Genomic DNA, 19,232 nt, shown 5'->3' with positions numbered 1-19,232 from the left:
GACTTCATTCCCCGCCCGTTTTCGGGCGGGCGGGGATGATTACTTCGAATATAACCGCCTTCGGGCGTGATATAGACTTGATTGCGATAATCTAAGGAGAAGATTATGAACAAGAAGACGTTACTCACCATTATCACCATCGTTATGCTGGCCGTAGCCGTGCTGTTCGTGGGTTGCACCCGCGTTGCGGCCAAGTCTACGCAGCAATTCGCCACGGCGTCGTCCACCGCACGTGCGCCCGTCTATTTTATAGACGCAGGCGACGCGGTCGTGGTCACCTTCGACCATTTCCGCGCGGGCGGCACCCAGCCTTCGGGCGGCGTAGTCCGCACGGCCGCCGAGTTCGTGTACATGATGCGCGACACGGGTTCCACCACCTACACCTTGGCCAACGATTTTTACGTCACGGCGCTTATGTGGGAGGCCTTGTCCGACTACACGACGCAGCGTAGCATCACCATCAAGGGCGGCTACACCGAGACGCAGACGGTCGCGGGCGAAGAGGTTACGGTTGCCAAGCGCCACCGCATCACCTACGCGCCCAACCTCGAGGCCGCGTCCGCCGTGTACAGCACCGCGCAGTACGGCGGCTTCTTCGCGCAGTTCAATGGCAAGTTGGAGTCCCTCGAGTACCTCTTCCGCGGCAAGTTGGAGGTGGATATGTACAAGATCGGCCCGTCCGTCGTCTACTACGGCGGTTTCGCGGGCAAGTTGACCGACGCCTATATCACCGATTGCGAGTTGACAGACGGCGGTTCCATTCTTTGCTACGCCAACAAGTCGGGTTGCACCATCTACGCGGGCGGCATCGCGGGCTATATGGACGGTACCATTATCTCCGATAGTACCGTCACCGTAGGCGGCGACGTCAGCGTCAAGAGTTTCGAGCAGGACGACGACGAGAGCGTTCCCAATCATTCGGACGACGTAGGTTCCACCCGCAACAACAAGTTGTACGCGGGCGGCGTCGCCGCGGTTTGCCTCAACAACACCACCATCTCCGACAGCGTTGTTTCGGCTCGCGGCGCCATCACCACCTACGACAGTTGCAAAGACGAAGAGGATTCCTACAACGACGACGCCTACGTCGCTTCGGCGGGCGGCCTATTCTCCTTGGGCGGCCAACTCACCCTCACGGGGTGCGAAGTGACCTTGGGCGGCAGAGTCAATGCGAGCGGTTTCAAATATTCCGCCATCAACGGCATCGTAGCGGGCGGTATGTTCGGCCTTGCCGGTTCCTATTCCAACGCGGGCGTCTCGGCCGAGAGCCTCGTTTTGGTCAACAACAATATCATTCACCTTTCGGCCACCATCGCCGCCGTCACCAGCCGTGAGAATCACAAAGAGGGCGGTTTCATCGGCATCGGCGCCACCGAGATAAAGGGCGGCAGCGTCTACCACGGCGGCATCGTGGGCAAGTTCAACGGCGCCCTCAATCACAACAGCAAATTCGGCAACAACGCCATTCTCTACACCGCCACCATCGTGGAGTCCGCCAAGTACTGCAACACGGACGGCAAGAGTTATTACGGCTATCTTTCGGGCAACCACGCCGACTACTTCAATTCTTGGAACAAGGGCAACGTATGGACGGTGCTCGAAGGCGACGAAGAGACCACCACCATCAACGTGCGTCAATCCACCAACGACGCGGGCGGCGCGGACAATACGTGCGGCGACGTGGGCGTCTTGATGGTATTCGGCGGCGGCCGCATCAAGGCCGAGATCGACGGCGGCAAGTTGCAATTCTCCGCCGAGCAGGTCTATTCGCCGTTCGACAAGTGGTACGCCAACCTCACCGAGCCCAAGGATTACACCAAATCGGCGGGCTATCACAGCGGCGAAGTCTTCACCGAGCCCAAAGAGGATATCAACGGCAACCCCTACACCAAATACGTCTTCCGTCCGCAGGGCGGCAACAAGACGGTCTACGCCGTCTTCCTCACCAAAGAGATCAAATCGGCGGGCACCTTCGTCCAATGGACCGAGGAGATGAACAAAGGTCTCAACAAGCCTTGGATCGTGGTCAACGTCACCGAGGACGTGGTCGTCACCAAGGGCGTCAACGTCGTCAACGACTTCAAAGGCAAGTTCTACGGCAACAACCACACCATCACCTTCCAGAACGGCGTGCAGATGATAGGCGCCGCCAACTTCGAAGCGGACGAGGTCGCCACCTACTTCACGGGCGCGGCCGAGGGTGACACGGCGGCGGGCGCGGGCATCTTCCGCGTCATAGCCGCGGGTGCCGTCGTCAGGGACTTCGACTTGGTCTTCGCCGGCAAAATGTACGGCGGCACCAACGGCGGCGAGACGCTCGACACCTACGTGGCGGCGGGCTTCCTTGCCGGCGTCAATATGGGCACCATCACCAACGTCAATCTCACCGTACCGCAGGCGGGCAACCTCATCGTGGTTTCGTCGGCTGTCGCCTACGGCGGCGGTTTGGTCGGCATTGACAACGGCACCATCACCAACGTCAACGCCTCCATTCAAGGCAACTACACCGTGCAGTCCGAGAAGCCCATTTTGGGCGGCGTCATCGGCCAATGCAACACCACGGGCACCATGACCTACTCCAACTTCAACGTGGACGTCAAAGGTCAGTTGGAGAGTTACGGCAACAATCCCGCCAAGTCGTCCTACACCTATGTGGGCGGTCTGGTCGGCATTTGCAAAGGCAAACTCGCCTTAGATCACGTCATCGTCAACGTGCACGACAAGAGCAATATGGGTGGCGACGTCTTGGTCAACACGTGCGCCAACAACATTCGCACCTATGCCGAACTCATCGAGGGCATCGAGAGCTTCAAGGTCGCCACGGGCACCACCGCCTTGGTGGACGACCTCATCTCGGATGCCGACGACGTGGGCGTGGGTTCTTCGAGCGCCGCGGATTTCGCCGTGCTCAAATCCAATCTTTCCTTCGTGCGCGGCCGTATCGCGGCCTCCGATAAGGGTAATTGGCCCGATATGAACGCCGATTCGATGCCTGCCGATTGGGCGACCAACACGCAGGTCAAGAAGATTCCCGCGCAGGCTTGGTTCGAGCGCTACGTCAAAGTCATCGCCAAAGGGTTGGATTGCAACGCGCCTTGCGCCTCGTGTCAGGATAAGGCCAAACGCGCCTACTTCGCCGCCGAGATCGAAAACGGCTTCGGTCTTACGCAGGTATGGGCCATCGGCAGTTACGGTCAGTACGCGGGCGACGACACCTACGGCAAGGGCGTCAACTATATCTCGCACTTCGGCTCTCAGCAGTCGGTGTCCGAACTCAACGACTTGCACCTCAACCTCATCTACGTCCGCGCAGGCACGGCCGAGGGCAGTTTCGAGGGCGGCTTGCACTTCACCGTTCCCGTGGAAGACAGCGCCCACGTGTTCACGGGCTGGTACGTGGACTACAATCACACCGTGATGGTCGCCGACAACCTCTTGTCGGGCAACGCGTTCAAGCCGGGCGACCAAGCGGGCGGCGTATGGTATAGCCGCGTCGTCAACAGCATGATCACCGAGGCGGACGAGTTGGACGTCTTGGCCACCACCACCAACGCGGGCCAACGCTATGCGGGCGTCACGTTCACGTTGGGTTGCGACGTGGAGGCCTCTCCCAACTTCACGCCCATCGGCACCGAGACCAATCCCTTCAACGGCACCTTCGACGGCAAGGGCTACAGCGTCACCTTCAACGGGTTCAAGGTCACCGAGGCCGCCATCGGCTTCTTCGGTGCTTTGGGCACTTCGGGCAACGTCAAGCAGGTCGTCGTTCGCGTCAATAGCATCGGCAACCTCAACGGCAAAGTCTTCGGCGCCGTCGTAGGCGTCAATCGCGGCACGGTCGGGCAGAATTCGCAGAACGAGCGCGTCAAGGCCGAGATCTATTGCAACGTCACGGGCGCGTCCGTCGCGGGCGGCGTCGTGGGGCGCAACCTCACGGGCGGCTTGGTCTACAACACCGAGACCGTCATCGTCGGCGACGAGGCTTCGGACGTGCAGGGCAAGTTGACGGCGGACAACGCGGGTAGTTACGGCTACACCGTTTCGGCGGGTGCCGTCGGCGTCAACGAGGGCGCCGTGCGCAACGTCAAAGTCACTTGCGAAGTGGGCGACGAGGGTGCGTACGAAAACGCCGTTTCTTCCAAAAACACCGCAGGCCGCGCCTATGCGGGCGGCTTGGTCGGCTACAATATGGGAGAGTTGTATTCGGGCGTCGTCGAAGTATTCGTGGACGACGAGGGCGAGTATATCGCCTTTGCCCGCGGCAACAACGCGTCCAACAGTTTCAGCGCCATTTTGGTCGGCTACAATTCCTCTTCGGACATAGACGCGCTGTGGGCGGTCTATCAGTTGGCCGTCGAGGGCTTCGTCACGCCGTACGACAATCCCCTTATCAACGGCGTTTCCGATTCGGTCGGCAATCGCTTGGTACGCTACGGGTACGGCTCGCTGTCTTCCGAGATTTACGCCAACACCGAGCAGCAACCCAAGGGCGGCAACATTTTGTTCGCGGCTTCCTCCGACAAGGACGCCAAAGTTCCCTTCTATTCCTACACGCACTCCTTGGAGCGCGGTGAACCCGTGGTCGAGGCCGCCGGTTCCTACTATTCTCCCGCCATCACCACGTCCACCCAAGAGGGCTTGGGCGGCGTCACCTACTATGCGGTATTCGCGGATGCCGAGATCAACACCGACGTGGAGTATTACAAGTTCGTCGAGATGGTCAACAAGGGCTTCAAAGCCTACGTCGGCTACATCGTGCGGCTCAATTCGGGCACGGCGCTCACCTTGCAGGCCACGGATGCCCGTTACACCTCGGTCGGACAGGGCGACAACGTCTTCGTCGGCAGTTTCGACGGTAGCGGCGTCACGGTGGAGATCAAGAGCCTCGAGACGGGCAGGGAGACCGTGCCTATGTTCGGCACCATCGGCGCCACCAGCGAGGTCTGCAACTTCAATATGTCGGTAGAGCCCACCGTTCGCTTCCGTCTCCGCTACGACTACGAGGGCGAGTCGGTCGTGGGCGGCTTGGCCTACGTCAACTTGGGCGTCATTCGCAACGTGGTCTTCAAGTTCCAGTCGGGCGTCTACGGCGACGCCTACAGGGACGGTGATTCGGTCGCCTACGGCGGCTACGCCACCTATGCGGGCGGCTTGGTCGGCTACAACGCGGGCCGCATCGCCAACACCAGCGTTTCCCTCAACACGGGCAACGTCAGCGGTACCAATATGGCCGCGCGTATGTACGGCTTGTACGCGGGCGGCTTGGTCGGCTACAACGCCCCCGGCGGTTGGATAGGCTCGGACGCCATTTCCAGCGTCGTGCTGGTTCTCAATACCGACACCTTACCCGCGGCGGCCATCGGCGCCTACGCGGCGGGCGGCTTGGTCGGCCTCAACGAAGGCACTGTCGCCAACGCCACCGTCACCGTCAAGGGCGTGGTCGGCGCGCCCAAACCCGTCGAGGACAAATTCGATATGGGCGTTACGTCCACCGAATGCAAGGTGGGCGCGATCGCGGGTCTTTCCAAGGGCACCGTGTACGGTACCCGCGTCACCGTCGCTTCTTCGGCCGTGCTGCGTGCCGCAGGCGGCTATCTGGGCGGTGTCGTCGGCTATCTGGACGGCGGCGTCGTGGGCGAAGTGGATTCCGACGATTCGGTCACCGTCTACTGGCAACGCGCGCTTTCCACGGACGCGCCCGCCTACTTCGGCGGCGTCGCGGGCTACAGCACGGGCGACGTGCGCGGCGCTTCGGTCAATTTCGAGGCTTCGGTCACGGGCGCTACCTACGTGGGCGGCGTCGTGGGCTACCACGCGGGTTACGTGTCCGCCGCCACCGTCAAAGTCAACAAGAACGTCGCGCTGTCCTCGTCCGCTTCGGACGGCTACGTGGGCGGCTTGTTCGGCTACAACAAGGGCAGGGCGGATGCCTGCCGCTTGACCGTCAACGGCGTCTTGGGCAGCGCTTCTTCCCATACGGTGGGCGGTTTCGCCGGCTACACCGAGGGCGTCGTCTCCAATAGTTACGTCGTTCTGTACAACACCGTCTTGTCTTCGTCGCGCCAAGGCTTGGCCGTCGGTCTCACCAAAGAGGAATTGGTCGAGGGCGAGCCCAAGGACTACGGCGTCAACGCTTGGGCGGTGGCGTTCAATAGCGATCGCACCTTGGCTTCCACGTCCGAGGACAGCGGCTTCAACGTCCTCAAGATCGTAGGTACCGAGATGGTCGCGCCCTCGCTCGTCAAGTATTCCACGCGCACGGCCGTTCGCTTCTCTTCCAACATTACGTCGGGGCTCGTGTGGTACACCGACATTTCCAAGTTGGAGAAGGATTCCAACAGCAACACCGTGTTCACCGCGGACGTCGGCTTGCGCAACTGTCTCTATCACTTGTGCGCCTACGATTTGGAGATCGACAACGTCGCCGACCTTTCCAACCTCTATACGTTCGTCAACTCCGCCGACTTATTCAGCGGCGTTATGTTCAAACTCATCAACGACATCGTCGTACCCTACGCCTCCAACGTCCAACCCATCGGCAGTCTTGCCTATCCCTTCACGGGCATCTTCGAGGGCGACGGTCACACCATCACCTTCCAATCGGGTTCCATCGTCGTGGGCAGTCAGGTTAGCGGCTTGTTCGGTTGCATCGCCGAGGAGGCCGTCGTGCGCAACTTCGTGTTGCAGGTAGACGAGGGCGTGCTCATCGGCTCCACTACCGACTACGTAGGCTCGTTGGCCGGCTATATCTACGGTAGCGTTTCGGATGTCGCCGTCAACTTGGTTTCCGCGCCTCGTTCCAGCAAAGAGGGCGCCGTCGTGGGCGCTTTGGCGGGCTACGTGGGCGCTTCGGCCACCTTCCGCAACGTCTGGGTCGTCAACTACAACCTCGCCGTGGCCAACCCCGTGGGCGAGGATCTCAGCGCGGGCGACTACAACGTCATCGACGTGTACGGCCGCGGTGTCATGCGCGTCGTCCGTCGTGACGCCGATTGGCAGAACGAGGGCGTCATGCAGTTCGACGTTTCGGCTATCGAGGGCGTGGACTATTTCGACAATTGGTATTCGGATTTCCACACGTCCACCGTGTTCACTTCGGGGCTCGGTGATTTCCGCACCTCTTCGGACGGCGGCGTCATCGTGTCCACCTTCTACCGTCCCTTGCGCACGCTTACCGCACGTCGCTTCACGGCCTCTTTCATCAAGATGGTCATCACGTCCGAGCAGGACTTCTACAACTTCGCCAGCAATATCAACACCTACGGCGTCAAGGACGGTCAGTTCCGCTTCGACTTGGGGCGCAACGTCACTTCTCTCACCATCGACCTGTCCAAGATGCAGCCCATCGGCACGGCGGCGCACCCCTTCCAAGCCACTTTGGACGGCTCGGTCACTTCCTTCGCCAATCCCGACTCCTACGCCTATACGCTGGTGCTCAAAGGCACCGTGCAAAACGCGGATTACAGCGGCTTGTTCGGCTACGTAGGCGAGGGTGCCGCCATTCGCAACTTGGTCGTTCGCGCCGACAATGTGGAGGCGCAGTCCATCGGCTATCGCGAGAGCATCTACACGGGCTTCTTCGCGGCCTATATTCAAGGTAGCGCCGCCCATCCCGTCACCCTCGAGAGCGTGGTCGTGGGCGTCAATCGCAACACCACGTTGGTCAACAGCCACGCGGACGCCATCGGCGGCGTCGCGGGCTTGTGGGGCAACTACGTCAACGTGTCCAATACGTGGGTGGTCCTGCCCGAAAACGGCGCCTACCAGGCGTTGGGCAGTTGCCGCACGCCTTCGGGCATCCAAGAATATGTCGAGACCTTCGCGGATACGTACGCCATCGACCTTCCCAACACGATGTACCTCTGCGGCGACGGCCTCATCAACTACACGCATCGCCTCAACGAGAGCACGGGCAAGGCCGAGATCACCTTCGACCTTACGAGCGGCGAGCAATATCCCTTCGGCTTTATCGAGAAACTCAAGGATTTGGATTTGGATCAAGCCAACCTGCCCCATTCCATGACGGCCACCGTCGAGGACGGCAGAGTAGGCAAGGTCTACTTGGCTTTGTACATCAAGACCACGGTGGATTCCGAAGCGGATCTCCAATACATAGCCGACCTCGTCAACGTGCAGAACCGCAGTTATTTGGGCGTCACCTTCACGCTTACTCGGGACATCACCTTGTCTTCGGGCGAGTGGACGCCTATCGGCGGCGCGGTGGAGACCTACGTCGGATCGGGTGAGTACAAGCAGGTCGCCTTCATCGGCGCCTTCGACGGCAACGGTTACACCATCACCATGCCCCAAGGCCTCACCTGCCGTCAGCAGTACGCGGGCCTCTTCGGCATATTGTCCTCGTCCGCGCGTATCCGCAACTTGCGCGTCGTCTGCAACGCCGCCATTGGCGGCGCCGCCACCCAATACGCGGGCGTTTTGGCGGGCGTCGACCAAGGCGCCGGGTTGCGCAATATCATCGTGGACTTGGGCGGCACGGCCTCCGTCACCGCCAATATGAGCACGGCCCGCGTAGCGGTCAACCGCGCGTTGACCTACGACGTCAACGGCAAGGTCACCAACTACGCCTCGGTCAACAAGGCCGACAACGTGTGGGTGCTCAATCGCAACAGCCGCTTCGCCGTGGAGCACAACTTAGAGGAGCAGGCCTTCTTCGACGACTTGGCCAAAGCGCTTGCCCTCGATCCCGACCTCAGCGCGCCTTTCGCGGCTTCGGGCGTCTTCAACGGCGGCGTCAACGTGGTCACGGTCATTGCCAACGGCACGGTTGACGTCAGCTTCAACGTCAAGGCGGGCGCCATCGTCGGCGTAGTCTTGCGCAACGCGGCCGCCACCGTCAAACCCATCAGAATGTGGTACACCGCGCCCGAGGGCGTGGTCACGCCTTACGCGCCCCTGTACGATGCGGGCGAGTACGCCAACGAGTACATTACGGATGCCGACTCTGCGGTTTCGGGGCTCGTTCTCTACGCCTCGTTCCTCAACGAGTTCATCTCCACCGCCAAGGATCTGGTGGAGTTGTCCGTGGACGTGGGCGAAGGGTGTGACCTCTACGGTCTCACCTTCTACTTGGAGTCCGACGTCGTCATAGACCAAGCGGCGGTGGAGCAGGGCTTTATCGCCATCGGCACCGAGACCACGCCTTTCTCGGCCACCTTCAACGGCAAAGGCCACACCGTCACGCTTGCCGAGGGCACGCTTATCGAGGGTAAAACCGCCGGTATCTTCGGCGTCTTGGGTGCGGACGGCACCATCGCCAACGTCAAGTTCGATTTGCAGGGCACGCTGGGGCGCGCCGACTACACCGCCACCGAGGTAGAGGCGGGCAAGGTCAACACCTTGTACGCCGGTGCCATTGCCGTCAGTTACGGCCGCTTGGATTCGGTCATCATCGATGCCACCGCGCTCAAAGCACGCGCGTTGCAATACGGATACGCGGTCGCTTCGGTCGCCTACGACTACGGCAACGACTACACCAACACGTGGCTCATCGTCTCCGCCAACAACACCGTGCCCTATTTCGGTTGGGTCGCGTCCGCTAACGACAGCACCATCAACGTCATGCGCGTCATCGGCATGGGACGCTTGGCGGCGACCTTCCGCAAGGAAGAAAACGTCTACTACGTGCAGTTCGCCAACGACCGCACCTACACCCAAACCGTGGACGGCGTGGTCTATTCCTACACCATTCGCGGTTGGTACAGCGATTTCTCGGGTGACAACCAGTTGTCGCAGGCCCTCAACGTCACGGCGTTGAATACGGGCATCACCGCGGGTGACGACGGTGCCTATCTCGCCGCCGCCGACATCTTCAACAGCCGCTTCGAGGTGGCTATCATGTCGCGTATCATCGTCAGCGAGGACGACCTCATCGCCATCGCCGAGGACGTCAACGAGGGCGGCTACACCTTCGAGAACACCACCTTCACCTTAGGCCACGACGTGGTCGTCTCTTCGGTGGCGTTCCAACCCATCGGCACGGCCGCCACGCCCTTTATGGGCACCTTCCAGGGCGCCTACAACGGCAACTTCTACAAGATAGTCATGGCGCGTCAATCCATCGCGGCCAACGGTCAACCCACCGACGCGGGCGTCGCCTTGTTCGGCGAGATGCGCGGCGTGGTGGAGAATCTCATCGTTGAGCTTACGGTAGACGTGCCCACCTACAACTCGGTCACGGGCGTCATCGCGCAGTACAACTACGGCGTGGTGCGCAACGCCTTGGTGCGTATGTACCGCTTCGCCGCGGGCTATGCCCAACCCGTCACGGTGTACGGCACCACGGTAGGCGGCGTCGTAGGCGCCAACTACGGCACGGTCGGCAACTGTATCGTCTATATAAGCCCCCGCGCCACCCTCAACGCCACCTATTCGGTGGGCGGCCTGGTCGGTCAAAACGAGGGTATGGTCATGGGCAGCACTTCCGACCAATTCGACGATTGGCGCCGCAATCCCGTTGCCTACGCCACCTTGTCGCCTTGGTACGAGGGGTACGAGAGTGTCACGCGCTCCACGTTGACCTTGTCGTCCGTCTTGCTGGACGGCTCCGTCAAGGTGGTCAATTCCCTTTCATCCGAGACCTTGTTCGCGGGCGGCGCCGTGGGTGAATCGCGCAATCGCGCCACCATCAACCGCGTCACCGTGCGCGTCTCTTCTACGGGCAGCGTCACCGCTTCGGGCGGTAGCGTCGAGGTAGGCGGTCTAGCCGGTCGTTCCTTGGCCACTTTGGCCAACAGCGTCCTCTTGTCCGAGGGCACCGTCGGCTATACGGGCACGCCCAACAGGGCCTACAGCGGCCACTTTATCGGCAATCTCCAAGGTTCCGCGCCCAACTGCTGGTTGGTCGTTCCCGTCCCGCCCACCGTCACCGCCATCGGCAACGGCTCGTCGGTCAACGTGCTCCAGATCAACGGCAGCGGTTTCATCGACGCCTATCTGGACGGCTCGGACAACATCATCTTCCGTGACCTCACGCCTCTTACGGGCGCGGCGTTGGACGGCTGGTACGTCAGCACGGGTATTCAGGTGCCCGACGACGTAGGCGGCGTGGACGACGTCAGTTTCCGTCCCAACCGCAACATCACGGGTTATACGGTCAACGTCATCTTCATCAACACCCAGATCAACACGGTAGAGGACTTGGTCGCCATGGCCACCACGGTCAACGCGGGCTTGTTCTCCACGGGCTTGACCTTCACCCTCAACGACGACCTCACCATCGACGTGGCCTCTTCTCCCTTGTTCAGGGAGTTGACCATCGGCACCGCCTTGGGCGAGTCGGTCAACGCGTTCAAGCACGTCTTCGAGGGCAACGGCTACACCATCACCGTCGTCAACGGCGACAACAACGTCTACGGCGGCGCGTACGTCGGTCTGTTCGGCTACACCGGTCAGGACGCGGTCATTCGCAACCTCACCTTGGTGGTGGAGAGCGGCACCTACGGCGTGGCGGGCACCACGCAGGTTTTGGGCGCGTTGGTGTGCCACAACAACGGCACGGTGGAGAATTGCCACGTCTACTTGGGCTGTGCGCCCACCGCCACGGGGCTCACGGTTATGGACGTTCCCACCCGTCTTATCGCGGCCAAGGTCGGCGGTGTCGCGGGTGAGAACTTCGGCACCATCACCTCCGTCACGGTCACGTCCTACGCGGCTTTGCAGGCCGAGACCACTTCGGCCAACGCCACCTCCAACGAGTACGTGGGCGGCGTAGTCGGCAACAACCGCGGCACGGTTTCGTCCATCGACGCGTATATCTATCAACCCGCAGGCGGCTTCCGCGCCATGTACGCGGCGTCCAACGCGGGCACTTCGGGCACTTCCTACGTAGGCGGCGTGGCGGGCAACAACGCCATCGAGATTAGCAACGTCTACGTCAGCATCGATTCCGCCTTTATCGAGTCCCGCTCGGCGGTGCAAGCCTATGCGGGCGGCGTCGCGGGCAGCAACACGGGCTTTATCAAGAACGGTTACGTCGCTTGGAACAAGGTCAGCATGGTCTCCGACAACGCCGCGGGCGGTGTCGTGGGCACCAACAACAACAACCTCGCGGCCATTCTCATCGACTTCGCGGTGGGTAGCGTCCTTACCGCCAACGCCGACAGCGCGGTTGCCAATACCGGCAACTACGGCACGGCGGCCAACGTGTGGGTATTCAACCGCAACGATGCGCTCGATTCCCGTTCTCCCGCCGTCAACAATATGACGGTCGGCACGGCGGCATTGATCCACAACGATCCCGCCGAGGTTCGTCGGGACGGTCGCATCTACTTCGAGGCCGCCATCGACGCCAACGCGGGCCTTACCGTCTACGCCGATGCGGATACCGCGTACAAGACCGTCCGTTTGGACGACTTCATCGCCTACAACGGCGGGCGCTTGCGCCTCACGTCCCACGCCTCTATGACGGGCGTGCACGTCCGTAGCGAGATTCGCAACACCGTCGGCGACCAGACCGAACTCAAAGCCATCGCCCGCGCCCTTCGCGAGAACGGGCAGGATATCAGAGGTACCTACACCATGACGGACGACGTCACGGTGGACGGCGACTACTATGCGATTGGCGCCTCTTCGGGCGCGGCGTTCTCCGCCGTCTTCCAGGGCGATATGCACCGCATCACGTTCACCGAGGCCGTCACGTTCAAGGCCGAGCGTTCCCTCTTCGGCGTCATGTCGGGCACGGTCAACGGCGTGGTCGTGGAGTATTTCGCGGATATGAGCGCCGACCGGGCGGCGGGCATTGCGCACACCAACAACGGCGCGTTGCGCGACGTCGTGGTCTACACCGCGGACGGCGTCACCCTCAGCCATCCCACCTACGTGGGCGGCACGCCTTTGCAGGCCAACGGTGAGATATGGATCGTCTCGCGCGAGCGTATGTCCGCTTCTTCCGTCAATTCCACCAACCGCTACGGCGTCATCGTCGTCAACGGCAACGGCACTTTGGACGTAGAGCGTGAGAACGGCGCTTTGTACTTCACGGCGCGTTCCTTGGGCGCGGCCACCACGTTCGCGGGCTACAGCGACTTCCACAAGATGCTCAAGAACGTAGACGGGGAGTCCAATCGGCTGCGTTTCAACGTCATCACGGCCGTCAACAACAACAATACGATGTCCTTCACGGCGGAGTTCCTTTCCACCGATATCGCCACCGGTTCCGACTTCGAGGATCTGTTGGGGCTTCTCAACATGGCCTACGCCGTCGATAGCGACACCACCTTCACCTTGGTTGCGGACATCTCCGTCGAGGCCGAAGGTCTTGCCCGCTTCGCTTCCTTCACGGGCGTACTTGACGGCGCGTTCCACACCCTCACGGTAGTGGGCGACGTCGATCAGGCGTTCGGTGCGTTGGGTGCTTCGCTTATCCAAAATATCGTCATCGACGCCACCGATCTCACGGGCGACAAATATCTGTTCGCCGCCGGCGCGTCCGCGCGCCTCACGCGCGTGGTCGTCAGACGGCAGGGTGCTTACGGCAACTTGCAGGCCACGTCCAACCTCACCTATCAATACGTCTACGTCGTATCTCCCGATCCCGCTTGTCACAAGGCGGACAGAGTAGGGCTCATTGTCGAGACCGACGTGCCCACCACCTTCCGCATGGGCGACCGCTTCATGCAGGCCGTCGCGGGCAATTCGGACGACTTGTATTTCGTCGGTTGGTACACGTTGGACGGTGCCACGCACTTCAAGACCGAGGCTTTGGATCTTTCGGGCACGTCTTCCTACGTCTCCCGCTATCTCTCCAAGACCATTCGCACGTCTACCGACGTCGCGGGTTTGGCCGAGGCCGTCAATAAGGGGTACGACTTCGCGGGGCTTTCCTTCACCGTGGAGTCCGACGTCGCCTACACGGGCGCGTCCATCGGCTCCGCCACGGTCGGCGCGGACGATCCCACCTATTTCGCGGGCGTCATCGAGGGCAATGGTCACGTGCTCACGCTCACCGCGCCCTTGTTCACCGTCTTCAACGGCACGTTGAAGAATGCCAAGGTCGCCACGTCCTCCCAAGAGGGCTTGGCCACGCTTGCTTCGGGCGAGTTCCGCAACGTGGTTGTCGTCTCTTCGGCGGCTTCGGCGCGCTTCGCCTCTTCCGTGTCCGCGCGTCTTACCAACTGCTGGTTGGTCGCTTCCTCGGGCACGCCCGAAGCGACGGCCGGCGTCAAGACCGTGCGCCTCGGTCCCAACGTCACGTTGTCGGTGGACGTCACCGACGTTTCCTTCACCGCTTCGCCCACTTCTTCCGAGTACTTCCTCCTGTGGCGCGACAAGGCGGGTAAGGTGCTCTTCAACGAGGCCTACGACACGTTGGTTTCCTCCGTCGCCACCGCCGACTACTATTCGGTCGAGGGCACTTCCGAGGTCGCCACGGACGACGAGTACGCCTACTTCGCCATGGCCACCGCGCACGGATATACCAGCGAGGTCACTTTGTCCGCGGATATCCACGTCTACGCGTCCACGCCCGTTATGACCGACGCCTTCAAGTTGGACGGCAACGGGCACACCGTGTTCGTCAACGCCCCCGTGGCGTTGTCCGTACTCACCGCGCGTAGCGGCGAAAACAGCCATATCTACAACGTCGTGTTCGTCGTGGCCGATTCGGTCACCGACTTCGTGCTCACCCGCATTCCCGCAGGGCTTACCAACCGCCCCGAGTACATCAACGTAGCGGTCAAGGCTTCCGAGGACGCCCGCTTGGACGTCACGGGCGTTTACGACAACGTCTGGCTGCTCGTCGAGGGCGATATGCGTGCGCCCGCCGACCTCACGGCGGACTACGCGGCGCTTCCCGCGGGGCTCAACGTCATGCTCTACGACAAGGGCGACCTCACCGTCTCCTTCAGCCGCACGGGTTCGGACGTCACGGGTATGTCCGTCACGGCCGACGACCGCGAGGGACGCTTGCACTTCCTCGGCTATTACGATACCGCCAATCACACGGACGCCGCCTTCGCATTGACGGGCACGTCCGCTCGTGTCGAGGCCTTCTTCGCCGACAAGGTGCTCTCGTCTTCCGCCGAGTGGTCGCACGCCGCTTTGGCTATGCGCCTCACCGGCAACGTCACGCCTTCCTTCACGTTGGCCGCCGACGTAGTGGCGGACGCCTCGTTCGTGCCCTTCACCGACTACGCGGGCACGTTGGACGGCGCCTTCTTCTCGGTGGTCGTCAAGGAGAATGCCAACCTCTTCTCGGATGGCGTTTCCACGGGCGTGGTCGAGCTTGCTTCGGGCGGCTCGGTCCGTCACTTGGCCGTTGAGGTGGAGCGCGGCTATCTTGCCGATCCCGCTCTCACTTGGTTTGCTTCTCCCGCGGGCGCTACGGTAGAGGAGTGCGTTTTGGTCAACTACACCGACAAGGTGCTCTTGCATCCCGACGGCACCGTGCGTATGCTCACCGTCGTCGATCAGGGCGAGGGTGCGGGCTACGTCCGCGTAGACAAGCGCACGGTCGGGGGCACGGAGCATTTCGCCTTCGTCGCGCGCAATACCGCCGAGTACAGTTTGCGCTACTACGAGATGGGCGGCACGGACTACGACGTGGACGATGCCAACAGTATGAACGACGTGGTCTTCGCCGTAGGCGAAACCGCCGACGTCAAGGCCAAGTTCTTCTATTGCTACACCGTGTACGTCGACGTTGACGGCGCTCCCGCCGAGTTGGTCACGGACGCCCACGTCACGCCCGGCACGCCCTATTGGTTGGGCTTTGCCTACACAGAGCCCACGGTCGAGTTCAAGAAGGTCGTGCAGGGCTACCTCTTCGCGGGCTTCTCCTACGCCGACGAGGCTTTGCCCGCCATCGACCTTGCCCACAGCACCTACACCAAGTTGGCCATCAACGTGGATCGCCTCATCGACACGGGCAGCATCACCATCACGGCCCGCTTCATTCTCATCGAGTCCGAGTGGAGCGAGGTCACCTATGGTGACAAGACGCTCGCCGAGATCGACGACTATCTCAAGCCGTCTTCGGCCGTCATGGACGTCATCCGGTCGGACGCCGACTTTACCTACAATCGTCAGGACACTCCCGACAGCAACGTTATGTCCGACTTCGACACGCCCTACCACGCGGGCGGCTACGTCATTCGCTTCAACGTCTACCACGACGGCACCTTGGTCGGTCGTTCGGACGGCCTGTCCTTCCAGATCACGCCGCGCCCCTTGTATTTCGAGAATTTGCGCGTGAGCGTCAAGAAGTACGACGGCAACGCCAACGCCCGCATCGAGTTCGCCGAGTTGGGCGGTTTCTCCGCCGACGACGTCGCCAAGGGCTGCCGCAGGCAGTATTCCATCAAAAATAGCGTCACGCTGGAGTATTTCGACCTTGCCACGGGCGAAGCCATGTCTAACGCGGGCACTTGGTATCTCCGCGTCAAGGAAGGCAGTTACGTGGATTCCAACGTACTCAACGGCACCGTCTTGTTCAACGACGACTACGTCTTGCCCGAGGGCGCCTTGTATATGTACGCCGAGACGGCCACGGGCTACGTCCGCACGGACAACTTGTACGTCGGCATTATCAGCAAGCAGGATCTCGAGCTGGTCGTTTCGGACGTCAGCGTCTTCTATCTCGACCAGTTCGGCACGCGCACCGATTCGGGTGACTTCGTGCCCTTCGACATCTACGAGTACCTTAGCTTCGAGTGGAGTGGCACCATTTATGGTGCCGACAGCGAACTTCTCGGCAGCAATACCAAGTTGTTGCGCGTGGTCGGCGACCGCACCACGGTCACCGATTCGGGCGACGTCAAGTACAGCTACACCATTCGTTCGGTCGGCTCCTATTCCATCGAGGTCATCAAGGACGTCTTGGTCAACTACGAGCCCAAGATCAGCGAGAACAAGGCCACCTTCACGGTCAAGCCTTCTCCCGCCACGGTAGTCCTCAACGATATGGATCTGCAGTACGGCGATACCCTCACCGCGCTCAACTACACCGTTCGTGCGGCGGGTGCCGTCACCTACTTCACCGAGGAAGAGCGCGCGGCGCTCGCGGCGGCCAAGGTGTACACCAATCTGGACGCGGCCGATTGGTTCGCCATGACCTTAGTACCCGAGTACGCCGTCGTGGGCGGTGCCAATATGTCCTTCGCCACCGCACCCATCAAGGTAGATGCCGACGGTCACGCGGTCAAGGCGGGCGTGCAGTACCGCTTCACGGCCGACAACCGCAACTTCATCCTCGCCGACGCTTCGGCCACCATGGTCATCAACGGCAACAATCAAAAGGAATACGTGCTCACTGCGGACGGTGTGCTCACCATCACGGCGCGCCATATCGTCTACAACGTCACTTCGGACGTTTCCAAACCCTTCGGGTCGGAAGATACGGTCATCAGCGGCCGCTCGGTCGGCAAGGCTCTGATGAACGGCGACAAACTGCGCTTCACGCGTGAGAAGGGCGAGGCCGTGGGCACCTACGCCATCACGGCTTCCGTCGTGGACAAGGACGGCAAGGACGTCACGTCCAACTACGTGTTGGAGGCCTACAACGGCGCCGACTTCCGCTACGCCATCACCCGCCGCACGGTCGTCGTGCAGCGCACGGGCAACGGCGTGTTCAACTACGGCAGCGACGCTTTGCAGGAGATGCCTTTCTCCACCAACCTCAGCGATTCGGTCAAGGCGCGCATCATGAGTGCTTTCGACGTGTCCAAGAAATTCGACGCGTCCATTCTCATCACGGTCGGCTACTTCGGCTCCGACGCTTTGCCCGTAGGCCGCTACGACAACGCCACTCTTTCCGTGCAGTTCAAGAACGTGTCCGCTGCGCTCGTCAATCAGTCTTTGGACTTCGTGTTGGAAGAGAAGAGCAGGTCCTACGAGATCATTCGCGCCTCTCTTACGGTTTCCGCCGTCGACGTCAATCGCGTCTACGACATGACCGACAATCTCACGGGCGCGTCCATCGAGGTCACGGGTTGGGCCAACGGTGACGGCAAACGTCTGGCCGTTCGCGTAGGTCGTTACGTGTGCGACGGGCTCACCGCCGCCGCCGGCACCTACTTCTACGAGCCGGCCGACCTCACCCTCTACGACGTCAAGGGCGACGCGGGCTTGCTGGACAACTACGTCATCGGCACGGTCGTCGGCGCCAAGTACGTCATTTCCCGCGTCGCGGTCGCCATGACCGTTTCGGCGGGCACCTACGACGAGGAGGGCGCCTTCACCGCGGACGACGACGGCTTCATTTCCTTCGGTGACAACACGATGCGTTGGAACTTCGCGCTTGTCGGCGGCGATTTGCCCGAATATATGGCCGCCGCTTACGAAGAGGCCGACCTCACCACCGACTTAGAGCGTTCCGAGTGGTTGCGTCAGCATTTCGCCATCGTCGCGCGTAGCATCGCCTCTTTGCCCGCCGGCACCATTATGGCTTCGGGTTCGGGCGCCAACTACTATATGCCCTATTCGGCGGACAGCAACGTCACCATCACGCTCACCGCCGATTCCTACTTCCGCATCGACGAGATAGCCATCGTCATCACCGACGTGCGCTTCGCTTCGGATTCGGCCAAGACCGAGCCTACGATGTCCTTCACGGTCGCCGCCTATTCGCACTTCGTGCGCAATGAGGACGGCACCGTCGAGGTGTCGGGCGAGCCCATCGAGGGCTACTTCTCCGAGACTTCGGTGTCGGGCGTGCGCTCGGGACAGCGCGTCACCCTCAACGACAACTACGCCGTTAGTTTCAGCTTCACGGCCTACGACGCCGCGAACGCCACCTACAACCTCAGCTCCTACGTCAACGACGGCGCCGCGTGGGTCACCTACCGCGAGACCTCGGCCGATCCCATTCTCTTCGTCCAGCAGACGGACGAGGATGGCGAGAAGGTACTGGTGTCCTACAACCGCGCTTTGACGGACGAAGTCAACGTGCGCGAGGGCTTCTGGAGCGTGTTGGGGCAGGCCTTAGCCGACAATCCCGTACCTTTGGCCATCGCCATCGTGGGCTTCCTTGCATTGGTCGCCGCGGGCGTCGTGGGCACGCTTCTCTACAAGCGCCGTCGTCTCTTCGCCCGTGCGCAGCGTGATATGCACTACGAGGACGTGTTCGCCACCACGTCGCCGTCCGCAGAAGGCTCTGCCGAGGACGTGTTCGCCGAGGACGCCGCACCCGCCGAGGACGCACCCGCCGAGGATGCTCCCGCCGACGGTGCCGACGGCACTCCCGACGATACGGACGACGGTGATTTGACATAATCGTC

General features: G+C 61.5%; 1 protein-coding gene. It reads left to right on the top strand.

Features of this window, described 5'->3' with window-relative positions:
- Positions 1-105: 105 nt before the first annotated feature.
- Positions 106-19,227 carry a hypothetical protein gene (locus II896_07260; GenBank protein MBQ4444434.1) on the top strand — a complete coding sequence of 6,374 codons (19,122 nt, stop codon included), beginning with the start codon at positions 106-108 and terminating at the stop codon, positions 19,225-19,227.
- Positions 19,228-19,232: the final 5 nt, after the last annotated feature.

The organism is Clostridia bacterium, from assembly GCA_017394805.1.
GTDB lineage: Bacteria > Bacillota > Clostridia > Christensenellales > CAG-1252 > RUG14300.
This window is presented reverse-complemented; position numbering and strand designations above follow the sequence as displayed.

What these genes read in the sequence shown, in the direction of transcription:
- II896_07260 (MBQ4444434.1), top strand. Translation starts at nt 106, where the DNA reads ATGAACAAGAAGACGTTACTCACCATTATCACCATCGTTATGCTGGCC.